This is a genomic window from Methylobacterium sp. A49B (assembly GCF_053346215.1).
In genome coordinates, this window is the sequence record NZ_JBKFBO010000093.1 from 1 (window position 1) to 21,237 (window position 21,237).

Genomic DNA, 21,237 nt, shown 5'->3' on the forward strand with positions numbered 1-21,237 from the left:
GCATCATGGGCGACATCAAGGAGGTGTTCGCCGAGCTCAAAGGCCGCGGCTTCGACGCCAAGGCGGTGCGCACGATCCTGCGGATCCGCAGACAGGATCACAGCGAGCGCCAGGAGCAGGAGGCGATCCTGGAGCTCTACTGCCAAGCGCTGGGGATCTCGTGATGGGCCAGTTCCGTATCGTTCCCCCTGACGGTGCCGACTGGACGATCGACGCCAAGGCCGTGCCCGAGGGCGTGGCGCTGGTCATCGGCTTCGAGCTCCAGGGTAAGCCGGCGACGCTGCAACTCGTTATGGACCGCGCGGAGGGGCGCAAGCTTTCCGACGGCATTCTCACGGCCGCCGGCGACGGTACGATGCGCACCTTCCCAAAGCCTGCGGAGGGCGGTCATGGCTGAGGAAAGCCCGCCCCTCGTCCGCGTCTACATCACCACGAGCGCGCTGCAGACCGGCGAGATCGAGGCGGCATGGGCCGTGGTCGACGGCGACTGCGTCTGCATCCGCGATCGGGAGGCACATCGCTACCTCGCCGGCGAGGGCACGAACTGGCATCGCACCAGGTGGGCGGCCGAGAACTACGCTCGCCAGAAGCAGGCGGCGTACCTGGAGTTCGGGCGCGCCGACCTCGCGCGCGTGGAGAGCTACCGCTTCGGGAGGCCGGGATCGTGACGGCCCGCACCGAGAGCGACGACTACGCGGCCGGCTACGCCGACGGCGTGCGCGACGCCGGCGCCTGGACGGCCGAGCGAGCCGCGCGACTGCTGTCGACGCCGGGGGAGGACCTGCTCACCGCCATCCGCCAACTCCACCGGGACGCCAGCACGCGCTGGGCTAAATGGTCTGATCGACGAAACTGGCCGGACGTCCGGGCGCGAGTAGCCCGGGCACGCGGCAGGGGAGGGGAGAGGGAGACGAACGATGCCGCAGGCTGACCCGACGCGCTTCGTGGTCCGGTTTCCGGACGTGGCGCGCGAGCTCGGCGTGTCGCCGACAACGCTCCGCCAGATCTGCCGCCAGGGGGAAGGGCCGCCCCTGCTACGCCTCAGCGAGCGCTGCTACGGCGTCCGGCGCGGCGAGCTTGATGCGTGGATCGAGAGTCGCAAGGTGGCGCGCCCATAGGTCGAGCGCCGCCCGCTTCTCCGGATTGTAGAGGGCGTAGTTGTAGACGCCGGCGACGCCCGCCTTCGACCCTGAGACGTGGTTGAGCACCGCCTCGACCACGTGGGGGAACACGCCGAGGTCGCCCATGCCGGTGGCCGCCGTCCGGCGCAGATCGTGCAGCCGCCACCCCGTCACGCCCGAGGCCTTGTCGAGCGCGGCCTTCGCCCGGGTGAAGCCCTGAAAGCCACCGACGCCGCTGCCGAATACGAGATCTCGGCCCTCGATGCGGGGCGTATCGGCGAGGATTGCCAGCGCCGGCCGAGAGAGGGGTACGTCGTGCGGCAGGCCGTTCTTGGTTCGCGCGCCCGGCATGCTCCAGAGGCCGGCAGCAAGATCGACCTCTTCCCACGGCATCGCCGCCACCTCGTCGCGGCGCTGCGCGGTGAGCAGGAGTAGGCGCACGACGCGGCCGAAATCCCCTTCGGGCAGGGCGCGCAGCACGGCCTGGATCTCCGCCGGTTTCAGCACCCGCTGGCGCTTCTCGTCCGGCGTGGGCTTGCGGGTGCCGACGACAGGGTTCGCTTCCGTGATCCCTTCCTCGATCAGCCAGGTGTAGAAGGCCGACAGCGTGTTGCGGGCGCGGTTCGCGGCGTAGAGGCCCGAGGTCCGCGCGATCGCGCCCAGCTGCTCCGCGACCTGCGCCCGGGTCACCCGGGAGACCGGAGCACGGTGCAAGGGCGCCCAAGCCTTCTGCAGGTAGCGCGTCGACTCGCGCACGCCGGTCTCCCGCACGCGCGTCGCAAGCCCGTCCAGGTAAGGTTCGATCTGGGAAGCCACGGTGATGGCAGCCCGTTTCCGCTCGGCCTCACGCTCCGAGGCCGGGTCCCCGCCAAGGCGAACGCGGGCCAGGCGCTCATTTGCCGCACGTCGCGCCTCTGTGGCCGAAAGCACACCAACTCTACCGAGTGTCTCCCGCTTCGTCTGGCCGAGCGCATTGCGATACTGCACGACCCAAACTCGCGAGCCGCCGGCATTCGCGCGCAAGCCGAAGCCTGCCAGATCGTCGTCGAAGACCAGGATGTACGCCTTGCCGTCGGGGACCTTCAGTGCCGCGGCCGACTGGTTCGTGAGGCGCATGATCTGGTAAGCACATAGTAAGCAGCAGGGGCGCGCCTCGCCGGGCTTCGCGCGCGTAACGGAGAAGGTATCAGCGAAATTCCGAGCGGTTCCAAGGGGCAGAGGCGGCCGGTAAGCACGCAGCGCGGGTCAATTTCGACCCGACATCTGATTTACACGGAGAGGGTCGGGGGTTCGAGTCCCTCACCGCCCACCAGAGCACCGCTGGATCGAGGGATCACAAGTCGTCCGATCGCGTCAGGAGCTCATGGAGATAGTTCCGCTGCGGACGAAACGGTTCGATCGTCTCGGTTGAGATCAGATGCTGCAGACGATCGACGAACAGGTCGATATCGGCGATATGCGTCTTGTTGAGAACCGAGTGAAAATCGTAGTTCCACCATTCGATCGTCTGAAGAGTCTCGATCTGCTTGTCTGAATAGCGCATCCGTACGACGCGCGCGGGGTTTCCGGCGACAACCGAATAGGGGGCGACATCCTTCGTGACGACGCTGAACGCGCCGACGATCGCCCCGGTGCCGATCCTGATGCCGCGTCTGAGCTTCGCGCCCCGCGAAATGTAGACATCGTGCCCGATTAACAGATCCTTGTCGTTGCTCGGGTGCGATCGTGAAACGGCATCGTTATTGTCAAAGGACTGATCCGCGTAATACTTCCGGCGGGGCGCCAGATTGGAATCGTAGGTCATCGACGACGTGGTGAACAGATCCGTCGGATGCGTGAACGGTATGAGCTCGATTCCGTCGGCGATCGAGCAATACCGGCCGATCGAAACAAAATCCGGAAACGGGCTCCAGGAATAACTGAACGCGCCGATTGTGTGAAAATCAGTGCGCAGGAAATAGCACGCATAGTCTTCCGCGAAGACGCCGGGCCTCGGCAGGGCGTTGATCCCCTCCTCGATCCACAACGGCGCATCATCATACCAGCTGAACGAAATCTTGGTCTTGCGCAGTCTCTCCAGCTGCGACGCTGTAAGCTCAGGCATGTGGCGTTCTCGGCCTGTCGCGGCGCAAAAATCGCCGGTCGGATACTACTATAAGCCCACTTGCGTAACGGCTAGATTGGTCGGTCTCGGCAGGCGCGGCCACTGACGGGTACGTTGCAATCCGCCGCAGGCAGGTCCGTCCGGGCGCATCGCCACGTGGCTCCTCTGCCACGCCAAGCTAATCCTCGGCGGGGTGACAAACTCTGGAGATTGACAAATCCCTGTCGGATAGCAGTAGCATGAAATTAACCCTTGCGGAATTTGGCGGCTCGGAGACGTCTGATGGCTTGGTCGCCGTTTCGGAGTGGCTTGTTCTCGGCGGATCGGGCGGTCGAGACTTCGGGCGGTAGCAGCGCGCAATCGGCGATTCAGGTCCGGCCACAGGAAGAATTGCAATCCGCCCGCCCGGCCAGCCTCCAGGCGGCCGCTCCCCAGCCGCCCCCGCGAGATCCGCTGGATGCCATTGGGCAGCGCGACGAAGTGATCCGCATGCGCGTCAGCGAGATGAGCGGACGGCTCGAAGACCTGAAGTCGCTGCAGGAAGACTTCTCCTCCGTCTTGACACCTCTCATCGCCATCTCGGAAGAGCTGCCGCGCGCCACCATGCGCCTGGCCGAGGTCGAGGCGCTGTTCGCCAAGGAGCAGCACGCCGCCGCATCCGCCCGGCGGGAGGTGAGTGCGCTCGCCGTGAAGACCGCCACCCTGACCAACGAGTGCGCGGCGATGACCGCCGAGGTCACGCGCCTGGAGAGCGGGCTTCACGGCCGCGAGATCGAGCTGGAGCAGCTGCGCGTCAGCGTGCGCGACAGGAGCCTCGCGAGTGAGAACTACGAGCGGCAGCTCGCAGCCGAGGTGGAGCAGACCAAGGCTCTTTCCGGCGAGAACAAGGCCCTGCGCCTCGAAGCCCAGGCGGCCGACCAAGCCCTGTCGCGGTCGGAGCGCGACCTCGCCGAGACGCGCGAGCGCTTCGCCATCCTCGATCAGGACAATCGCCGCCTGCAACTGCTGTGCGAGGAGCAGGAGGCGCGGCTGGCCGATATGGCGGCGCGGTACGAGGCCCTGCGTGAGGAGGCCGAGGCCGAGCGGCAGCGCCTGCTCGCGCTGGAGGCCGATCTGGCCGCCGAGGCCGCCGCCCGGCAGAAGGCCGATAACCAGCACGAAACCGAGATCGGCGGACTGCGGACGGAGCGGGCCAGCCTGACCATGAAGCTCGAGGCCGCCACCAACCGCGGTGCAGCCACGGAGCAGCTGCTCGTCCAGCTCCGCGCCCAGCTTCGGGAGAACGACGAGGCGCTCCGCACGGCGGAGCGCACGGTGAAGGAAGCTGTCATCGAGCGGACGACGGCCGATCGCCGGGTCGAGGCGATGCAGGCGGATCTCGCCCGCCAGACCGAGCGCTTGCTCGACGCACAGCGGCTCCGCTCGGAGCTGGACGGCCGCTGCGACATGCTGGCCAAGGCCTTGGCTGCGAAGGACGTCGCGGTCGAACAGGCAACCTCCCGCGCCACCCTGCTGTCGGAACGCATCGACCAGCTAAGCCGTCGCCACGATTCCGAGATCCAGGAACTCGAGGTGGCCAACCGGCGCCTCGTCGAGGATCTGCAATCCGAGCGCTCCGAGCGGGCGATGACGCAGGGCGCCCTCGACATCGCCCGGGAGAGCCGCATCGCCCTCCAGAAGCAGTACGAGATGCTCAAGCGCGAGGCGCGGCGCTTCCGCAGCTTCGACGAGGGTGACTCACAGGCGAACACCGAGTCCGCGGCCGGACGGGCGGCGGGCGCGGAGTCGAAGAGCAATGTCCGACCGTTCGTGCCCTCCGATCGCGTCAGCTAGCTTCAGAGCCGGAGATTCTCATCATGCTACGTGTGGAGGCGGCATTGGCAGATCAGGCGTTCAAGGACTCGAACTCCTCCATGACGGCGACATGGCTGATGCGCGGCATCAAGCCCGAAGGGCCGGTATCCGTGCCGCAGGAGCATATGGCCAACGGCCGGCCGGAACCGCTGCCCCGCGAGACGTCCGAGGTCCACAAGATGCCGGGCGTATCGCGCGACTGGTCCTCGGCGCTCGATCTGATCCGCGAGGCGACCGAGGCGATCAGCATCAGCGAGGAGCGGGTCGCCGACTTGGAGACGCAACTGCTGCAGGTGACGACGAACGCCAGCGAGGAGATGCGGGAACTCAACGTCAAGATCGCGGCCGCCGAGCGCCGCGCGCAGAAGGCCGAGGAGCGCGCACGCGCGGCCGAGGCGCGGGCCAACGAGGCCGAGACATGGCTCGTCCGCATCCACGACGCGGTGCTGAACGGCTTCCGTCGCAAGACCGCGTCGGTGTTCTCGCCCGCGGCGGTCGAGAGCCAGGACCTCATCGAGGCGCAGGTCGCGGAGGGCTGAAGCGTTGACCGTCAGCCGATCATGGACGCGCCGATCCTGAGCCGGGCTGGTCCGGTCGGCGAACGCTTCCCGGATCCGCGCGGGCCGGAGGGCGATCACGGGCTGCCGCAGCGCCTGCCGGAGCCGGCCCTGACGCTGCAGATGATCGAGGCTGCGATCCAACGGCAGCACGTGATCGAGGACGAGGGCGAGCGGATCTTCGCGCACGCCCAGAACCTCCTGGTATCCGTGAAGGCCGAGCGGGCACGCCTGCTCGATGAGATCGCGCACCTGCGCGACGATCTGAGTGAGACGCGGGCCCTGCTGCGTCAGACGTGCCGGGATCTCGCGGCGGCTGAGCATCGCGCGGCCCTGGCGGAACACCGGGCGCAGGACTTGGCCACCCGCAACGACGAGATGGCACGCTTCTGCGCCCGCCTCGTCGATGCGGTCGAGCCGATGATGGATCCGTGACCCGCGCCGGCCGCAGGCCCGCTTGGAGCGGCGGCCCGCCGTCGAACGCGGCGATGCGCCGTGCGGAGCTTCTCGCCCCGGTTGCGAACCTGCGCGTCCGGGACATAACCTAGGATAAGATTTCGCCCGGTGACATCCCGCGGGCTCGCCGCCGCACCCGCAAAAGAGCGCATCGGGCCGGCCCGTGCCGATTTGGTCGCACGCTGTCGCGACCCTTTGCGCCCTCGTTCCGGCTATCCTCGGTTGAAATCAAAGGCGATGGCAACCGGACGCGCGGTCGACGGGACTGCGGCGGCGGCCTGACGGAGATATCATGGACCAGCGGACGCCGGCCGACCTGACCTGCGACCTCCTCACAGCCGCACGCGCGGTGTCCCTGTCGGCGGCGCGGCGCGCGCGGGCCCAGGATCGCGACGACGGCTTTCCGGCGGACGATGTCGCCGACCTCGCCCGACTCGGCCTGCTCGCCGCGCCCGTCCCGTCCGCGCTGGGCGGGGCCGGGCTGGGTGAGGAGCCGGCGGCTCGAACGCTGGTCGATGTGCTCCGCCTCGTCGGCTACGGGAGCCTCGCCCTGGGGCGGCTCTACGAGGGCCACGTCAACGCCCTGCAGCTCATCGCCCGCTACGGCGACCCGGAGCAGCACGCGCGCTGGTTCGCCGACGCCCGGGCTGGCCACCTGTTCGGCGTCTGGAACACCGAGCCGTCCGGAGGCGGCCTCGTCCTCGCAGAGGCCGAAGCCGGTTACCGCCTGGAGGGCGTGAAAACCTTCGCGTCGGGGGCCGGCTTCGTCACTCGCGCCCTTGTTACGGGTCAGTCGCCAAGCGGCGGGGTCGTCATGCTGGTCGTCCCGCTGGTCCCCGGAGACCGGGCCGACCTCTCGCCGTGGCAGGCGCAGGGCATGCGCGCCTCGGCCACCGGGACCCTCGACTTCGACGGCCTCGAGGTCTCGGCCGACACCGTCCTGGGAGACCGCGACGACTATTTCCGCCAGCCGGATTTCTCGGGCGGGGCGTGGCGCTTCGCAGCGGTGCAGCTCGGTGGGATCGAGGCTGTGCTGGATGCCTGGCGGACGCACCTCGTCCAGCTCGGTCGCGGAACGGATCCGCACCAGCTGTCGCGCCTCGGCGAGGGGCTGATTGCGGTCGAGGGCGCACGCCAATGGGTGACCCGGGCGGCCGCCCTGGTCGCCGACCGGACGCTGTCGACCGATCGGGTCGTGGCCTTCGTCAATCTGAGCCGCATCGCGGTGGAGAAGGCCGGCCTCGACCTGCTCCAACTCGCCCAGCGCTCCGTCGGCCTTCAGGGCTTCCTGCGGACGCACCCGCTGGAACGACTCTCGCGCGACCTCGCCACCTACCTGCGGCAGCCGGGGCCCGACCGGGCACTCACGGGCGCGGCGGCGGAGATTCTGACGACGCGGGACATGGCGGGCGACCTGTGGATGGGCGATCAGAGAGACGGAGTCGCGGCGTGATCCGGCCTTTGGAGGTGCGCGCGTCCCGAAATGCCGCGGGCGACCGGACCGCAACCTGGCGGGACTCGCCGCAGCGCTATGGCCGCGTCAGCCGCGGCTTTCACTGGCTGATGGCGGCGCTCTTCGCGTGGCAGTTCACCGGGGCGCTGCTCTACGTCGCCATCGGCGACACGGCGCTCACGCGCTTCGTCGGCGGCAGCCACTTCACCCTGGGTGCCACCCTGTTCGCCCTCGTCCTGCTCCGCGGCGCCTGGGGGCTCGCGAACCTCCCGCGGCGGCCGGCGCATACGGGCCGCCTGGGCCGTGCCGCGGTCATCGGGCACGGGGTGATCTACGGCCTGATGATCGTGGTGCCGGCCCTTGCGCTCCTGCGCCAGTACGGCTCGGGAAAGCCATTCACGCCCTACGGCATCCCGCTGATGCCGGGACGGGACAGCAAGATCGAATGGATGATGATCCCGGGCGACCTGCTTCACCTATGGCTGGCCTTCCTCCTGCTGGCGGTGCTGATCGGTCACGTGGCGATGGCGGTGCTCCACCGCGTGATCTGGAAGGACGACGTGATCGCCCGGATGACCTGACGGACGATCCAGGGCGGCCGGGCCGGAACCCTGGCGGCGGCCGGGAGAGCCGCGCAGCGCCACCTCTCGGCCGCCGCCCGGCCAGATACTGTCTGCGTCCGGCTCAGACGAAGTGCGTGGGCAGGCTCAGTGCCTGCGCGTACGCCATCAGGGCGATTGCGCCGCCGATCAGGGTGGCGGCAAGGGTGATGCGGTTGGTCCAGGTCATCATGGTCTCCATCACGTTCGCGACTGTGTTCGCGCTGTAGGCTCGATGTATGCTCAAGCTTTCAGGGTCGACGTGTCCTGGAACACCTCCGGAACGGCGATGCAGTACTGCCGGCTTGCCGAGTGCAGATCGAAGCGGGCGCGGGCGGTCCGGTGCGCGCGACAGGCCGCCGCTTTGAGTGGATGTGATCGGATAGCGTGTCCGGCCCGGCAAGCCGTCCCCACGGCTTCGAGCGCCGCCGAGAGGACCGTCAGGAGGGCCAACATCAGCACGGAACCGAGGGAGACGAGAAAGAACACCGTCGCGATGGCTTGCGGTGCGGTCATGACGAAGTCTCCTCGCGCGATCGGGTCGTGACGGGAGGTATGGCGGCCTGTGACCTGACGGCGTGCGCGCGTACACGTCCCGCGGGGCGCTGCCGTCGCCTCAGACGTTCGGCGGCGCCGTGGGCCCGGCATCGGGAGCCCGGCATCGCGAGGTCCATGGACTCGGCCGCTGCTGCGCGGTGGAGGCCGCTGCTACGGGATCTGCCGCAGGGACAGGGCCGCCCGCACAACCGCTCCGGCATGGGAATGATGCAGCATGTGCCCGGCCTCAGGCAGGATCTCGATCTCCGCCCCCGGGATCATGCGGGCAGCGCGCTGGCCGTGCACGAACGTGTTCACTACGAGGTCGGCGCCGCCGCCGAGGAGGCGCACGGGCGCCCGCAGGGAGCCGTAGCCGAGGACGCTGCGCGCGAGACCGGGCCAGAGCCAGCCGGCATCCTCTCCCTCGGCGGTGATCTGGGCGGGGCGGGCGGCCAGATCGAACGGGAAGGTCCGGGCGAAGCGGTCCGGCATGGTGCGGGGGAAGAACATGGCGTTCCAGAGCAGCGGGAGGAGCGCCTTGTCACTCCCCGCGCTCAGCATGCCGGACAGGAGATCGCCGCCGAGCGGCAGGGCCCGGGGACCGAACAGCACCTGCTCCAGGCGCGGCTCCGGAAAGCAGATTGGCGCGACTGCGACGACGCCCGCGATCTCGTCCGGGTGCAGCATCCCGTAGGCGAGGGCCACGGCCGCGCCGAACGAGTGTCCGAGGATGACGGGCCGCCGCAGGCCGAGGCCCTGCACCGCTTCCCGGATCCGCGCGGCCTGATCCCAGAGATCAGCGGCGCGCCCGCGGGGCCGGAGGCTGAAGCCGTGGCCCGGACGGTCGACCGCCACCACGCGGAAATGCTCGGCGAGCGCCGGCACGGGCCCGAGCCAGAGATCCTCCAGGCACATCAGTGTCCCGTGGATCGCCACGAGGTCGGGACCGCTCCCGGCCTCCGCCCAGGCGATCGTCCGGTCACCTGACAGCTGAACCATCCGGCGCGGGACGATGCGCGGGTCGCGCTGCGCGTCCCGCACCGGTCGGTCCGGGCCGGGCAGGATTCTCGCCACGGCGTTCACCTATCGACGCCGCCCGCGTCGGGACCCGGTCCCGATAACCGCCAGCGCCGTGGCCGCGCCGATGCCGAGCAGGCCGGCCGCGGCCGCGGCCGGGTGCAGGCTCGCCCGCGTGTACGCGCTGGTCCGCATGACCGGCAGCGGCGGGTCGCCCCGCATCTCGCCGGCCGGCACCGGCGCGTGCAGGGCGCCCTCCGGGTTGCGGGGAGCGCTCGCGCGCTTCTGCAGGGCGATGATCGCCGGGGCGAGGTAATCGTAGGCGCCGGGCGCGAATTCCTTGCTGGCCGTGAAGGCCTTGCCGGCACCGCCGACGAAGATGTCGCGCTGTGGATGCACGGCCGCGTGCAGGATGGCGTTCGCCACCTCCTCGGGCGGGTAGATCGGCGGAGGCAGGCTGGGCTCGCGGTCCATGTAGTTGCGCGCCCGCTGGGGTAGGGGCGTGTCGATCGAAGCCGGCTTGATCAGCGTCACCGAGACCGGCGCCTTCTCGGCGAGCAACTCCATCCGCAGGGCGTCGGTGAAGCCCTTCACCGCGTGCTTCGAGGCCGCGTACATGCCCTGGAACGGGAAGGCCAGATCAGAGGCGATGCTGCCGACGTTGATGAGGGCGCCGCCGTGCCGGCGCAGGTGCTCGGTCGCCACCAGGGAGCCGTACACCGTGCCCCAGAAGTTGGTCTGGATCAGGCGCTCGTGGTCCGCGTCGCTGATCTCGCGCAGCCGGCCATAGATGGAGCCGCCGGCCACGTTCACCCAGGTGTCGAAACCGCCGAAAGTCGCCTCGGCCCGGTCGGCGACGGCCTGCACGTCTGCGCGGCGGCCGACATCCGCGACCACGTCGATGGCCTTGCCGCCGACGCCCTCGATCTCGGCGCGGATCCGCGTCAGGGCATCGCCGCTGCGAGCCGCCAGGACGACGCGGGCGCCGCGCTCCGCCGCCATCTTGGCAGTGGCGAGGCCGATGCCCGACGAGGCGCCGGTGATCACGATGACCTGCTCGCGGAGCGGCTTGTGCTTCATGCGGTAAACCCTGGATCCCATCGTGCGCCAGCATCGTGCGCCGGCGCGGCGGTCACACGTCTGGCTATCTACCGGGCCGGGTGCATTGTTCCTGGATGGGGCCCGGTCTCTGCGTCGCGGAAAGCTGGCCGGTCTCCACATAAGGGGCGGAACCCTGCGGATTCATCGCGGCAGTGTCGGCAAAGGTGGATTCCGGACGGTCAGCTTGGGAGCAGTGAGAGCGCAATGGCGACATCTCGGACTCAGGGAAACACCTTATTGTCCGCCCAGCGGAGCGCGTCGATCAGCGCGCGCAATGCAGGGGAGACCTGACGGCTCGGGTAGTAGAGACGGCATCCGGGAAAGGGCGCGCACCAATCGCTCAGCACCTGGAGGAGCCGGCCGTCGGCGATCTCTCCAGCGACGTCGTGCGCCATCATGTAGCCGATCCCTGCCCCTGCCCGTACGGCAGCCGCAGCCAACGTCTCGTTGTTGACAATGAGTTGCCCGCCAACCTGCACCTTCACCTCCCGACCGTCCCGCTCAAACTCCCAGGGAAGAAGTCCACCAGCGCCGATCAAGCGGTAGTTGATGCAGCGGTGCTCTCGCAGGTCGGCCGGGCTCTCGGGTCGAGGATGGACGGCGAAGTAGTCCGGCGTCCCGACCACGACGGTCTTGAGGTCGGGGCCAACGCGCGCGGTCACCATGTCGCGCTCGACGGTGTCGCCGAGCCGGATGCCGGCGTCGAACCCGTCGGCGACGATATCCACCAAACGGTCGTCCACGACGACCTCCACTGCGATGTCGGGATGGTCGAGCAGGAAGCGTGGCAGCCGTGGTTCCAGCACCGTGCGGGCACCGTGACTGTAGGTGGTCAGGCGCAACGTGCCGGACGGTGCGTCGCGCCAGTCCGCTAACGCTGCGAGCCCCTGGCCGATCTCGTCCAGCGCGGGCTGGAGCGACTTGAGAAGGTGCCGGCCCGCCGCCGTCGGCGCGACGCTGCGCGTCGTGCGAGCGAGGAGACGCACGCCGAGCCGCCGTTCCAGATCCCGCAACGTGTGGCTGAGGGCGGAGGGCGACAGACCGAGCCGGGCGGCGGCCCGTGTGAAGCTACGCGCCTGCGCGATTGCCGCGAACGCTGCCAGATCGTCCAGGTCGCCTCGAGCCATTGCTGCACCGAACTCAAAAGCCCTTGCCGGATGAGAACGGTAATTCGGCAGCGATGCCGGTGCTATCTCCGCTGCAATCCTGAAGGAGGGGCATCAATGACGCTTTCGACTTATCGTACACTCGGCCGCTCCGGTGTGCTCGTCAGCCCGCTGGCGCTCGGCGCCATGACCTTCGGCGCAGGCCGTTGGGGTGCGGACGAGGCAAGCTCCCGCGGGATCTTCGACAGCTATGTCGAGGCGGGCGGCAACTTCGTCGATACCGCGGACGTCTATTCGGGGGGTGAGAGCGAGCGGATGCTCGGCCGCTTCCTGGCTGAGCGGAAGCTGCGCGACCGGATGGTGATCGCCACCAAGTCCGGCTTTCCCCGCCGTACCGACACGCCGCTGGCCGGTGGCAACTCGGCGCGCAACATCCGCGACGGGTTGGAAGGCTCTCTGCGACGGCTCGGCACGGACTTCATCGATCTCTACTGGACCCACGTCTGGGACCGCACCACGCCACCCGAGGAGGTCTTGCGCGCTCTCACGGATGCGGTCCGACGCGGCGATATCCTTCACTACGGCTTCTCGAACGCGCCTGGCTGGTATGCTGCGCAGATCGCGATGCTCGCCCGCGCGCACGGCCTGCCGGAGCCGATCGGGCTGCAATATTGCTACTCGCTCGCAGATCGCGGGGTCGAACTCGACATCCTGCCGGCAGGCGCGGCGATGGGCATGGGTCTGGTGGCCTGGAGCCCGCTCGCCGCCGGCCTTCTCACGGGCAAGTACGGTCGCGAGAAGATCGCGGAGGCCGGTCCAGCTGGCAGCCTGCCGAACCGCTCGGGCCAGACCATCGAGGGCGGCAGCGACGGCCGCCTTAACGGTGACAACCCCTTCGGCGGCATGCTGTTCACCGAACAGAACTTCCGGGTCGTCGACGCGCTGCGCGCGGTGGCCGGCGAGATCGGCCGGTCCATGGCGGAGGTGGCGCTGGCTTGGGTGGCAGGGCGAACCGGCGTGTCCTCGGTGCTGGTCGGGGCGAGCCGCCCGAAACAGCTCCAACAGAACGTCGCCGCGCTCGACATCGTGCTCTCCGCCGAACAGCGCAAGAGGCTGGACGCGGTGGGCGCGCCGCCGCCGCTCAACCCCTACTTCATCTTCGACTTGCCGCGCGAGCGCATCTTCGGTGGGTATGAAGTCCAGCCCTGGCGGTGATCTGAGGCAGCGTCCGCCTTCCCGCGCGATGCAGGATGCCGGGCATGACCTCGCCGGGTCGCGAGCGGCCGCGAATGACAGTCTGCGGGCGGTGCATCCGCGACGAACCGGCGGCACGCATCCTCGGCGGCATGATCTACCGGACTGGCGTCGGGCGCGTGGCCCGGATCGATCCAGACTGGATCAAACAGCGGCCGCGTTACGTTCCTCTCACCCACACTGGCCAAAGAGGAACGCTCATGCGCATTCGCTATCTGCTGCCGCTCGTCGGCCTGCTCGCCCTCACGGCCTGCAAGGATGAGAAGAAGGCCGACGCTCCCGCGCCGCCTCCACCCCCGGCCAGCACGGCGCCGGCAAACCCTGCGCCTCCGCCGACGACGACTAATCCGGCTCCCGCCAACAAGCCGTAACCAACGTGCCGTGACGATGGCGGGCCCTGAGGCTCATCCCGAAGCCACAGGGCCCGCCCATCGCAAGGGGCGTTCCGGCCGCCGCACCGGTCACAACAGTCGAACCCACACCGGACCGTGCCGGCCGGTTTCGGCCTCAGCGCCCGTAGATATCCTCGACGCGGATGATGTCGTCCTCGCCGGTATAGGAGCCGACCTGAACCTCGATCAGCTCCAGCGGGATCTTGCCGGGGTTCGAGAGGCGGTGCATCGAGCCGATCGGCAGGTAGATGGCCTCGTTCTCGTGGACCAGCACCACCCGCTCGTCCACCGTCACCTCGGCGGTGCCGCGCACCACCACCCAGTGCTCGGCCCGGTGGTAGTGCTTCTGCAGCGACAGCCGACCGCCCGGCACCACCTGGATGCGCTTCACCTGGAAGCGCTCGCCGATGTCGATCCGCTGGTACCAGCCCCAGGGGCGGTACATCCGCAGGTGCGAGTCCGCCTCCGGCACGCCGTCCGCCCGCAGGGCGTTGACCAACTCCTTCACCTGCCACGAATGGGCCTTGGAGGCGACCAGCACGGCGTCGGGCGTGGAGACCACCACCACGTCCTCCAGGCCGACCACGGCGGTCAGGCCCTCGCCCTGGCTGTGGACGAGGCTGTTCTTGGTGCCGATCAGTGATACCCGGCCCCGCACGGCATTGCCGGCCGCGTCGTGGTCCAGCACCTGCCAGACCGCGTCCCAGGTGCCGACATCCGACCACGCGAACGACACCGGCAGCACGCCGGCCCGCTCGGTCCGCTCCATCACCGCGTAGTCGATCGAGATTTTGGGCGCCTTGGCGAAGGCGGCTGCGTCCAGGCGCACGAAGTCGAGGTCGGTCACCGCCGCCTCCAGCGCCGCGCGCGCGGCCGCCAGCACCTCGGGCACGAAGGTCTCGAGCTCGGCCAGCATCAGGTCGGCGCGGAACAGGAAGTAGCCCGAATTCCACACCGCGCCCTCGGCGATCAGTGCCTCGGCGCCTTCACGGTCGGGCTTCTCGACGAAGCGGGCGACGCGCGCCGCGCCCGGCGCCTCGGCGATCGGCTCGCCGCGGCGGATGTAGCCGTAATCGGTGGCCGGCCGGTGCGGCTCGATGCCGAGCGTCATGGTGTAGCCGGCCCGCGCCCCGGCGGCGGCCCGCTGCACGGCGTCGACGTAGGCGGCCGTGTCGGGCACGACGTGATCGGCGGCCATGATCAGCACCACGGCCTGCGGGTCGATGGCCGCGGCGTGGAGCGCCGCCACCGCCACGGCGGCGGCGGAGTCCCGGCCCTGGGGCTCGAGCAGGATGGCGGCGGAGAGCCCGAGCTGGTCGCGCTGCTCGGCGACGATGAAGCGGGCCTCGGCCGAGGCGATCACCGTGGGCGTGGCGAAGACGGAGGCGTCCGACACCCGCGCCAGCGTCGCCTGGAAGGTCGAGCGGTCCGCATCCACCAGCCGGGCGAATTGCTTGGGCATGCTCTCCCGCGAGGCGGGCCACAGGCGCGTCCCCGTCCCGCCGCACAGGATCATCGGGTGGATCAGGGTGGTCGATCGGGACATGGCGGCGTCTCCCGAGAGGGCTCGGCGGGTCTTCGTGGTCGCGCGGCCGGAGCATTCCCGCAAGGGGCGGGATGCCGCCGACCACTGTTTTCCGGATCTGGCCTTAACGGCGTGCTGGGGACAGAACAACCTGCGCGGATTACGCGCGCTGGATTAGGCTGGCCCTGTACAGGAGTATTGTTATGTCTGCTCCCGTATGAGTTCGTCCGCAGAGACAAGGCCGATGCCAGACAGCGTGGCGCCCGGTTCGCTCCGGCCTCCCTCGGTCGAGCATCTCGTGGGCGGTGCCGACGCTGAGGTTCTCGCCGCCTACGGGCGGAGCGCCTTCACGGGCGCGGTCCGGGCCGTGCTCGCCGATCTGCGGGCCGCGGGCGGCCGCGTGCCGGATGCGGCGGCCCTCCGCGACGCCGCGGCCGCGCGCCTCGCCGCCGAGCACCGCCCGTCCCTGCGCCCGGTCTTCAACCTCACCGGCACGGTGCTGCACACCAATCTCGGCCGCGCCCTGCTGCCCCGGTCGGCCGCCGAGGCGGTGGCCGCCGTCATGACGCAGGCGAGCAACCTCGAATTCGACCTCGCCACCGGCGCCCGCGGCGAGCGGGACGACCACGTCGAGGGCCTGATCCGCCGGCTCACGGGCGCCGAGGCGGCGGCGGTGGTCAACAACAACGCGGCCGCAGTCCTGCTGGTGCTCAACGCGCTGGCCATGCGCCGCGAGGTCATCGTCTCGCGGGGCGAGCTGGTGGAGATTGGCGGCTCCTTCCGGATCCCGGACGTGATGGTGCGGGCCGGCTGCCGCCTGCGCGAAGTCGGCACCACCAACCGCACGCATCTGCGCGACTACGCGGAGGCGATCGGGCCGCGCACCGGCCTCGTCATGAAGGTGCATCCGAGCAACTACGCCATCGCGGGTTTCACGGCCGCGGCGGATCCGGAGGCCCTGTACGCCCTCTGCCGGGAACGCGGCGTGCCGTTGGCGGACGACCTTGGCAGCGGCAGCCTCGCGGATCTCGCGGCCTACGGGCTGCCACCCGAGCCCACCGTCCGCGCGGCCCTGGAGCGGGCGGATCTGGTGACGTTCAGCGGCGACAAGCTGCTGGGGGCGGTCCAGTGCGGCATCGTTGCCGGCCGGAAGGATCTCGTCGCCCGCATCCGTAAGAACCCGCTGAAGCGGGCGCTGCGCGTCGACAAGATGACCTACGCGGCGCTCGAGGCGGTGCTGCGGCTGTACCTCCACCCGGAGCGGCTGGCCGAGGAACTGCCGACGCTCCGCCTGCTGACGCGCGACCGTGCGGACATCGCCGCGCGGGCGAAGGATCTCGCCCCCGCCGTGGCGGAGCGGGTGTCGGGATGGGCGACGGTTTCGGTGGCAGCGTGCATCAGCCAGATCGGCTCCGGGGCCCTGCCGGTGGAGACGCTGCCGAGCGCCGCCCTCGTCCTCACCCCGGCCGTCGGCGGCGCGGACCCGCGCCGCGGCGCCGGAGGGCGCTGCAAGCGCTTGACCGAGCGCCTGCGCGCCCTGCCGGTGCCGGTCATCGGCCGCATCAGCGGCGACGCAATCCTCCTGGATCTCCGGACCCTGGAGGACGAGGCCGGCTTCCTCGACACGTTGGCGGCGCTCCCACGCCCGGGCTAACGAATCGTGAACCGCACCCCGCTGTGCGAAATCCTGTTGCCGGGCCGGACCTTGTGCGCTGGCCTCGCGTGTTGTGCTATACGGATCCATCCGCGGTCGCGGTCGAGAGTAGCGGTGCCCGGACCGCGATAGGCGAACGATATGGTGCCCACTGTCGAGACGATGGAGGTGGAGCGCGAGGTGGATCCGCTCCTCTTGGACAATCAGCTGTGCTACGCGCTCTACGCGGCCGCGCACCGGATGACCAAGTCGTACCGGCCGTTCCTCGAACGGCTCGGTCTGACCTACCCGCAGTACCTCGTTCTTCTGGTCCTCTGGGAGCAGGACGGCGTGACGGTCTCCGAGATCGGCCGACGCCTGCGCCTCGATTCCGGCACGCTGACGCCGGTTCTCAAGCGCCTGGAGACCGCCGGCTTCCTGCGCCGCACCCGCCGCCAGTCCGACGAGCGTGAGGTGGAGATCGCGCTGACCCCGCAGGGCGCCGCTCTGCGCTCCGAGGCGGTCTCGGTCCGGGAGAGCGTGATGTGCCAGCTCGAACTCAGCGAGCCGGAGATCCGCGCCCTGCGCAAGGATCTGAGCCTCGTCATCGAGCGGCTCAGCGAGGGGGAATAGGGCGGCGCGTTCCTGGAGGGCGCCGCTTACGCGGCTCCGCAGACGATCATCGCCGCAACCGGTTGCCCAGGACGAAGCCGTAGAGCCCCATCAGGATGATGCCGACGCCGCCCTCGATACCGACCAGCAGGTTGGTGACGCGGCCGGTGGGCTTGAGGCCGATCTCCGGCGGGTTCGCCGTCATCATGTTGAGGGCGCTGTAGCTCAGGAGATCGAGGGGATTGTAGGTCGGGCCCGCCTCCGGCCCCTCCACGATGAACAGGCCGCCGGTCAGCCCGAACAGGCCCGCGAACACGACGATCAGCAGCGCGAAGGCCCGGGCGATGCGCGACAGGCTTTCGCCGTAGTCGCACAGCCACTCGACGAAGCGGTCGGCCGTCCAGCGGTAGCCGTGACGCACCAATCCGGTCCAGTCCCGGTCGGTCCAGGCATCGCGGGCCTGCCGCCCGGCGTGGAAGCGTCCCATCCGGCGGCCGCGCTTGTAGGCCCAGCTCGCCGCATCGTGGCTGCCGATGCTCTTCCAGTTCTGCTCCAGGGCGAGATAGCTCGCCTGCGCGGCCTCGTAGGCGCCGGCCACCTCCTCGCCCACGGCGCCCCCGAGCTGCTCGACGCTCATCCGCGTGCCGTTGAGCCACGCGCCGGCGAAGCGGGCGTGCTTCAACCGGCAGGTGGCAAGGTTCAGCCGCACGAGGTCGGTGTCCGACAGGTCGGCGCCGGAGAGGTCGGCGCCGTCGAGCTTCGCACCGGCGAAGTTGGCCCCACGCAGCCGCGAGCCCGCCAGTGTCGCCTTCGTCAGGCTCGCGCCGGCGAAATCGGCGTGGGTGAGGTTGGTATCGGCGAGCTTGGCCTCGTCGAGACGCGCGGCGCGGAACACGGTGTCGTCCGCGTCCGCCCCGGAGAAATCCGCCCCCCAGAGGTCGGCGCCCGCGAAGTCTGTCCCGTCCAGGAGAGCACCGGACAGGTCGGCGAAGCGCATCGCGGCTTGGCCGAACCGCGCGTCCTCCAGCATGGCGCCGGTGAACTTCACCTGTCCGGCGACGATGTCGGTGAAGTCCGCGCCGGAAAGATCGGCGTCGGAGAGGTCGGCCGCCTCCAGGATCGCGCCGGCGAAGCGGGTGGAGCGCCCGACAGCGCCGGCGAGGTTGGCCCGGCGCAGGTTCGCGCCGGTGAGATCGGCCTCCTCCATCCGGGCGCGAGACAGGTCGGCCCCCGCGAGCGGCAGGCCGCCGGATTCGGGATCCGCGGCCGGAGCCACCCCGAGGCCGGGCAGCGTGGCCAGAACGTCGCGGGAGGCGCTCAGGTGCGAGAGGTCGGCTCCCGGCTCCCGCAGCGGCGCTCCGGCGGCGATCCGGTCGAGGAGATCGGAGAGGCGCGTGTCCGGCCGCGCGTCGGGTGGGGTCGCCTGATCCATCGCGGATCCTTGCCGGAGCGCGCGCCGATGCGCCAGACGGTTCCCTCAGCCGGGACGGGCCACCGGCGTCACCCGCACGGTGATGGCCTTTGCGGCCGGTGTCTTGGACTGCTCGTCATGGTGCCACAGGGGCAGAAGGACGTTCAGCTCCGGATAGTAGCCGCCGCAATTGCCCTCCGGGATGTCGTAGGCGACTACGCGAAGGCCGCCGACGCGCCGCTTCACCCGATCGCCGGCCACCGTTTCCACGTCGACACCGCCGCCGTCCGCGAGCCCGAGCCGGCCGATGTCGCGCCGGTTCATGAACAGCACGTCGCGGGTGCCCTTCACGCCGCGGAAGCGGTCGTCGTAGCCGTAGACCGTCGTGTTGAACTGGTCGTTCGACCGGAGCGTGATGAGGTCGAGCACGTCCGGGCTGCGGGGCGGCAGGTCGGGGTCGGCCTCCAGACCCTCCGGCACCGCGAAGTTCGCCTTGCCGGTCTCGGTCTCCCACTTCCGGTCCCGCGCCCCGAGCGGCTTGATCAGCCCCCCCGGCTGGAACATCCGGCCGTTCAGGTCGTGGAACACCGTCGGGTAGGTCGCCTCGATGGCGTCGCGCACGCGGGCGTAGTCGGCGACCCAGGACTCCCACGGGACGCGCGGGTTCGGCGGCAGGGCCGCCTTGGCGATCTCCGCCACGATCCAGGGTTCGGAGCGCACCTGCGGCCCCACCGGGTCGGCCGTGCCCCGTGAGCCGTGGAACTGCGCGGTGGAGCTCTCCATCGACACGGCCTGCGGCCCGCTCGCCTGCCGATCGATCTCGATCCGGCCCAGGCAGGGCAGGATGTAGGCGACCGCCCCGGTCAAGAGGTGGGATCGGTTGAGCTTGGTGGAGATCTGAACGGTCAGGCGCTGTCGGCGCCACGCCGGCTCCATCCGCCCGGTATCGGGGATCGCGCGGACAAAATTACCGCCGAGGCTCACGAAGCCTCTCACCCGCCCGTCGAGGATCCCCTCGCAGGCCTCGACCGTGTTCAGCCCCTTCTCCCGCGGAGGCTCGAAGCCGTACAGCTCCTTGAGCTTGTCCAGGGGCGCCAGTTCCGGCTTCTCGGTGATCCCGACCGTGCGCTGGCCCTGGACGTTCGAGTGGCCCCGCACCGGGCAGATTCCGGCCCCGGGCTTGCCGATATTGCCGCGCAGCAGCAGCAGGTTGACCAGCATCCGGACGGTTTCGGTGCCCTTGCGGTGCTGCGTCAGGCCCATGCCGTAGACCCCGATCACCGCCTTGGCGCGGGCATAGGCGGCGGCGGCGGCTTCCAGGGCCGCGCGCGACAGGCCGGAGCGCCGCTCCAGCGCCGCCCAGTCCTGACCCTCGCAGAACCGGACGAAGTCATCGAAGCCGTGGGTGTGCTCGGCGATGAAGGCGTGGTCGAGCACGCCAGGCCGGCCGGCGGCCACGGCCTCGCGGTCCATGGCGAGGAGGGCCTTGCACAGGCCGGTGATCGCCGCGAGGTCGCCGCCCGCCTTCACCGGATGATACTGGGTCGAGATTCGGGTGGAAGAGCGGGTCAGCATCTCCACCGGCGATTGCGGATCGGTGAAGCGCTCCAGGCCGCGCTCGCGCAGCGGGTTGAAGGTAATGATCTGCGCCCCCCGGCGCCGCGCCTCCTGGAGCGGGTGCAGCATCCGCGGCGCGTTCGAGCCGACGTTCTGGCCGAAGAAGAAGATCAGATCGGTGGTCTCGAAATCCTCCAGCAGCACCGTGCCCACCGGCGCGCCGATCGATTGCGGCAGCGCCACGGAGGTCGGCTCGTGGCACATGTTGGAGGAGTCCGGCAGGTTGTTGTTGCCGTAGAGCCGGGCCAGGAGCGCCCACATGTAGCTGGTCTCGAGGGAGGCGCGGCCCGAGGCGTAGAACACCACCGCGCGCGGATCCTCCGCGCGGAGCGCCGCCAGCTCCCGGCCGACCTCGCCCATCGCCTCGCCCCAGGAGACGGGCCGGTAGCGGTCGGTCGCCGGATCGTACCGCATGGGATGCGTGAGGCGGCCCTGCTCCTCCAGGGCATAGTCGCTCCAGCCGAGCAGCTCGGTCACGGTGTGCTCGGCGAAGAAATCCGGGGTCGCGCGCCGTCGCGTCTGCTCCCAGGCGGTCGCCTTGGCGCCGTTCTCGCAATACTCGAAGGCGAGCGGCTTGGCGGGCTTCGCCCAGGCGCAGGACACACACATGTACCCGTCCGGCTTGTTCTGCTTCAGCAGCATCGCCGAGCCGGTGACCGGCACGCCCTCACGCGTCAGGATCTCGACCAGGGAGCGCGCGGAGCCCCAGCCGCCTGCCGGGCCGTCATAGGGCTCGATCCGCACTGCACCGGTCTCTTGCTCGGCCATGCCGTCCTCCCATCCGGCACGCCAGCGACCGGACCGGGGGAACGCGCGAGGCGCGGAATGGGATCACGGGCGCGTCACTGCGGCCCCGCCCGGCTTCCTTTCCCGAGGCGGCGGATCTAA

The 21,237-nt window shown here is 69.9% G+C and carries 24 protein-coding genes; 14 read left to right on the forward strand and 10 right to left on the reverse strand.

The genetic code is table 11. The features are described from left to right. The 5 genes from ACLBX9_RS13170 to ACLBX9_RS13190 form a co-directional block, all read left to right on the forward strand. A partial coding sequence (locus ACLBX9_RS13170; RefSeq protein WP_447719273.1) for a DUF2312 domain-containing protein occupies positions 1-164 on the forward strand: 164 nt, incomplete at its 5' end. Next, the gene (locus ACLBX9_RS13175; RefSeq protein WP_447719245.1) at positions 164-397 is read left to right on the forward strand and encodes a hypothetical protein; all 234 of its coding nucleotides are present in this window, start codon (positions 164-166) and stop codon (positions 395-397) included. The genes ACLBX9_RS13170 and ACLBX9_RS13175, both read left to right, overlap by 1 nt. Continuing rightward, complete coding sequence (locus tag ACLBX9_RS13180) at positions 390-668, forward strand: hypothetical protein (protein WP_447719246.1); 279 nt, start codon at positions 390-392, stop codon at positions 666-668. The genes ACLBX9_RS13175 and ACLBX9_RS13180 overlap by 8 nt, the downstream gene beginning before the upstream one ends. Continuing rightward, positions 665-931, forward strand: a complete 267-nt coding sequence (locus ACLBX9_RS13185) for a hypothetical protein (protein ID WP_447719247.1) — start codon at positions 665-667, stop codon at positions 929-931. Before ACLBX9_RS13180 ends, ACLBX9_RS13185 begins: the two co-directional genes overlap by 4 nt. Beyond that, positions 918-1,118 (forward strand): helix-turn-helix transcriptional regulator, encoded by a 201-nt coding sequence (locus tag ACLBX9_RS13190; RefSeq protein ID WP_447719248.1) that lies wholly within the window; start codon positions 918-920, stop codon positions 1,116-1,118. The genes ACLBX9_RS13185 and ACLBX9_RS13190 overlap by 14 nt, the downstream gene beginning before the upstream one ends. Here ACLBX9_RS13190 and ACLBX9_RS13195 read toward each other — a convergent pair. Next, complete coding sequence (locus ACLBX9_RS13195; RefSeq protein ID WP_447719249.1) at positions 1,035-2,237, reverse strand: tyrosine-type recombinase/integrase; 1,203 nt, start codon at positions 2,235-2,237, stop codon at positions 1,035-1,037. The two genes, ACLBX9_RS13190 and ACLBX9_RS13195, sit on opposite strands and share 84 nt — an antisense overlap. A 217-nt stretch (positions 2,238-2,454) precedes the next feature. Beyond that, a complete protein-coding gene (locus ACLBX9_RS13200) occupies positions 2,455-3,225 on the reverse strand; it encodes a CatB-related O-acetyltransferase (RefSeq protein ID WP_447719250.1) in 771 nt (256 codons plus the stop codon). 489 nt (positions 3,226-3,714) lie between these two features. Between ACLBX9_RS13200 and ACLBX9_RS13205 the strand changes: the two genes are divergently transcribed. The 5 genes from ACLBX9_RS13205 (at position 3,715) to ACLBX9_RS13225 (ending at position 8,126) form a co-directional block, all read left to right on the forward strand. Beyond that, positions 3,715-5,058: a chromosome partitioning protein ParA gene (locus ACLBX9_RS13205; RefSeq protein WP_447719251.1), complete on the forward strand. Its 1,344-nt coding sequence runs from the start codon at positions 3,715-3,717 to the stop codon at positions 5,056-5,058. Between the two features lie 23 nt (positions 5,059-5,081). Continuing rightward, complete coding sequence (locus tag ACLBX9_RS13210; protein ID WP_447719252.1) at positions 5,082-5,618, forward strand: hypothetical protein; 537 nt, start codon at positions 5,082-5,084, stop codon at positions 5,616-5,618. Between the two features lie 21 nt (positions 5,619-5,639). Next, positions 5,640-6,071 (forward strand): hypothetical protein, encoded by a 432-nt coding sequence (locus ACLBX9_RS13215; RefSeq protein ID WP_447719253.1) that lies wholly within the window; start codon positions 5,640-5,642, stop codon positions 6,069-6,071. Positions 6,072-6,384: 313 nt separating this feature from the next. Further along, complete coding sequence (locus tag ACLBX9_RS13220) at positions 6,385-7,545, forward strand: acyl-CoA dehydrogenase family protein (RefSeq protein ID WP_447719254.1); 1,161 nt, start codon at positions 6,385-6,387, stop codon at positions 7,543-7,545. Further along, positions 7,542-8,126: a cytochrome b gene (locus ACLBX9_RS13225; protein ID WP_447719255.1), complete on the forward strand. Its 585-nt coding sequence runs from the start codon at positions 7,542-7,544 to the stop codon at positions 8,124-8,126. Before ACLBX9_RS13220 ends, ACLBX9_RS13225 begins: the two co-directional genes overlap by 4 nt. A gap of 103 nt (positions 8,127-8,229) precedes the next feature. On the opposite strand, the gene ACLBX9_RS13230 is transcribed toward ACLBX9_RS13225, so the two are convergent. The 5 genes from ACLBX9_RS13230 to ACLBX9_RS13250 all read right to left on the reverse strand — a co-directional run bounded on the left by ACLBX9_RS13230 (position 8,230) and on the right by ACLBX9_RS13250 (position 11,926). Further along, complete coding sequence (locus ACLBX9_RS13230) at positions 8,230-8,391, reverse strand: hypothetical protein (protein ID WP_158169236.1); 162 nt, start codon at positions 8,389-8,391, stop codon at positions 8,230-8,232. Then, positions 8,388-8,660, reverse strand: coding sequence for a hypothetical protein (locus ACLBX9_RS13235; RefSeq protein WP_447719256.1), 273 nt, complete (start codon positions 8,658-8,660; stop codon positions 8,388-8,390). The genes ACLBX9_RS13230 and ACLBX9_RS13235 overlap by 4 nt, the downstream gene beginning before the upstream one ends. A 192-nt stretch (positions 8,661-8,852) precedes the next feature. After that, positions 8,853-9,755: an alpha/beta fold hydrolase gene (locus ACLBX9_RS13240; RefSeq protein WP_010684437.1), complete on the reverse strand. Its 903-nt coding sequence runs from the start codon at positions 9,753-9,755 to the stop codon at positions 8,853-8,855. A 9-nt stretch (positions 9,756-9,764) separates the two neighbouring features. Further along, a complete protein-coding gene (locus ACLBX9_RS13245; RefSeq protein WP_447719257.1) occupies positions 9,765-10,778 on the reverse strand; it encodes an SDR family oxidoreductase in 1,014 nt (337 codons plus the stop codon). 242 nt (positions 10,779-11,020) lie between these two features. Further along, positions 11,021-11,926 carry a LysR family transcriptional regulator gene (locus ACLBX9_RS13250; protein WP_447719258.1) on the reverse strand — a complete coding sequence of 302 codons (906 nt, stop codon included), beginning with the start codon at positions 11,924-11,926 and terminating at the stop codon, positions 11,021-11,023. Between the two features lie 96 nt (positions 11,927-12,022). Between ACLBX9_RS13250 and ACLBX9_RS13255 the strand changes: the two genes are divergently transcribed. Next, positions 12,023-13,120, forward strand: coding sequence for an aldo/keto reductase (locus ACLBX9_RS13255; RefSeq protein ID WP_447719259.1), 1,098 nt, complete (start codon positions 12,023-12,025; stop codon positions 13,118-13,120). A gap of 44 nt (positions 13,121-13,164) precedes the next feature. Then, complete coding sequence (locus ACLBX9_RS13260; protein WP_447719260.1) at positions 13,165-13,530, forward strand: hypothetical protein; 366 nt, start codon at positions 13,165-13,167, stop codon at positions 13,528-13,530. A 136-nt stretch (positions 13,531-13,666) separates the two neighbouring features. Here ACLBX9_RS13260 and ACLBX9_RS13265 read toward each other — a convergent pair whose 3' ends face one another. Further along, positions 13,667-15,097 carry a mannose-1-phosphate guanylyltransferase/mannose-6-phosphate isomerase gene (locus ACLBX9_RS13265; protein WP_447719261.1) on the reverse strand — a complete coding sequence of 477 codons (1,431 nt, stop codon included), beginning with the start codon at positions 15,095-15,097 and terminating at the stop codon, positions 13,667-13,669. Positions 15,098-15,320: 223 nt separating this feature from the next. On the opposite strand from ACLBX9_RS13265, the gene selA reads away from it, so the two are divergent. Both selA and ACLBX9_RS13275 read left to right on the forward strand, forming a co-directional pair. Next, the gene (selA, locus tag ACLBX9_RS13270) at positions 15,321-16,730 is read left to right on the forward strand and encodes an L-seryl-tRNA(Sec) selenium transferase (protein ID WP_447719262.1); all 1,410 of its coding nucleotides are present in this window, start codon (positions 15,321-15,323) and stop codon (positions 16,728-16,730) included. A 141-nt stretch (positions 16,731-16,871) separates the two neighbouring features. Then, on the forward strand, positions 16,872-17,342 hold the full coding sequence (locus ACLBX9_RS13275; protein ID WP_010684444.1) for a MarR family winged helix-turn-helix transcriptional regulator: 471 nt from the start codon (positions 16,872-16,874) through the stop codon (positions 17,340-17,342). A 46-nt stretch (positions 17,343-17,388) separates the two neighbouring features. Here ACLBX9_RS13275 and ACLBX9_RS13280 read toward each other — a convergent pair whose 3' ends face one another. Beyond that, positions 17,389-18,753 carry a pentapeptide repeat-containing protein gene (locus ACLBX9_RS13280; protein WP_447719263.1) on the reverse strand — a complete coding sequence of 455 codons (1,365 nt, stop codon included), beginning with the start codon at positions 18,751-18,753 and terminating at the stop codon, positions 17,389-17,391. A 45-nt stretch (positions 18,754-18,798) separates the two neighbouring features. Then, complete coding sequence (locus ACLBX9_RS13285; protein ID WP_447719264.1) at positions 18,799-21,117, reverse strand: FdhF/YdeP family oxidoreductase; 2,319 nt, start codon at positions 21,115-21,117, stop codon at positions 18,799-18,801. Positions 21,118-21,237 lie beyond the last annotated feature (120 nt).

Coding starts and splice junctions, on each gene's coding strand:
- ACLBX9_RS13175 (WP_447719245.1), top strand. CDS start 164: ATGGGCCAGTTCCGTATCGTTCCCCCTGACGGTGCCGACTGGACGATC.
- ACLBX9_RS13180 (WP_447719246.1), top strand. CDS start 390: ATGGCTGAGGAAAGCCCGCCCCTCGTCCGCGTCTACATCACCACGAGC.
- ACLBX9_RS13190 (WP_447719248.1), top strand. CDS start 918: ATGCCGCAGGCTGACCCGACGCGCTTCGTGGTCCGGTTTCCGGACGTG.
- ACLBX9_RS13195 (WP_447719249.1), bottom strand. CDS start 2,237: ATGCGCCTCACGAACCAGTCGGCCGCGGCACTGAAGGTCCCCGACGGC.
- ACLBX9_RS13200 (WP_447719250.1), bottom strand. CDS start 3,225: ATGCCTGAGCTTACAGCGTCGCAGCTGGAGAGACTGCGCAAGACCAAG.
- ACLBX9_RS13205 (WP_447719251.1), top strand. CDS start 3,715: ATGCGCGTCAGCGAGATGAGCGGACGGCTCGAAGACCTGAAGTCGCTG.
- ACLBX9_RS13210 (WP_447719252.1), top strand. CDS start 5,082: ATGCTACGTGTGGAGGCGGCATTGGCAGATCAGGCGTTCAAGGACTCG.
- ACLBX9_RS13215 (WP_447719253.1), top strand. CDS start 5,640: ATGGACGCGCCGATCCTGAGCCGGGCTGGTCCGGTCGGCGAACGCTTC.
- ACLBX9_RS13220 (WP_447719254.1), top strand. CDS start 6,385: ATGGACCAGCGGACGCCGGCCGACCTGACCTGCGACCTCCTCACAGCC.
- ACLBX9_RS13235 (WP_447719256.1), bottom strand. CDS start 8,660: ATGACCGCACCGCAAGCCATCGCGACGGTGTTCTTTCTCGTCTCCCTC.
- ACLBX9_RS13245 (WP_447719257.1), bottom strand. CDS start 10,778: ATGAAGCACAAGCCGCTCCGCGAGCAGGTCATCGTGATCACCGGCGCC.
- ACLBX9_RS13250 (WP_447719258.1), bottom strand. CDS start 11,926: ATGGCTCGAGGCGACCTGGACGATCTGGCAGCGTTCGCGGCAATCGCG.
- ACLBX9_RS13255 (WP_447719259.1), top strand. CDS start 12,023: ATGACGCTTTCGACTTATCGTACACTCGGCCGCTCCGGTGTGCTCGTC.
- ACLBX9_RS13260 (WP_447719260.1), top strand. CDS start 13,165: ATGACCTCGCCGGGTCGCGAGCGGCCGCGAATGACAGTCTGCGGGCGG.
- ACLBX9_RS13265 (WP_447719261.1), bottom strand. CDS start 15,097: ATGTCCCGATCGACCACCCTGATCCACCCGATGATCCTGTGCGGCGGG.
- selA (WP_447719262.1), top strand. CDS start 15,321: ATGCCAGACAGCGTGGCGCCCGGTTCGCTCCGGCCTCCCTCGGTCGAG.
- ACLBX9_RS13275 (WP_010684444.1), top strand. CDS start 16,872: ATGGTGCCCACTGTCGAGACGATGGAGGTGGAGCGCGAGGTGGATCCG.
- ACLBX9_RS13280 (WP_447719263.1), bottom strand. CDS start 18,753: ATGGATCAGGCGACCCCACCCGACGCGCGGCCGGACACGCGCCTCTCC.
- ACLBX9_RS13285 (WP_447719264.1), bottom strand. CDS start 21,117: ATGGCCGAGCAAGAGACCGGTGCAGTGCGGATCGAGCCCTATGACGGC.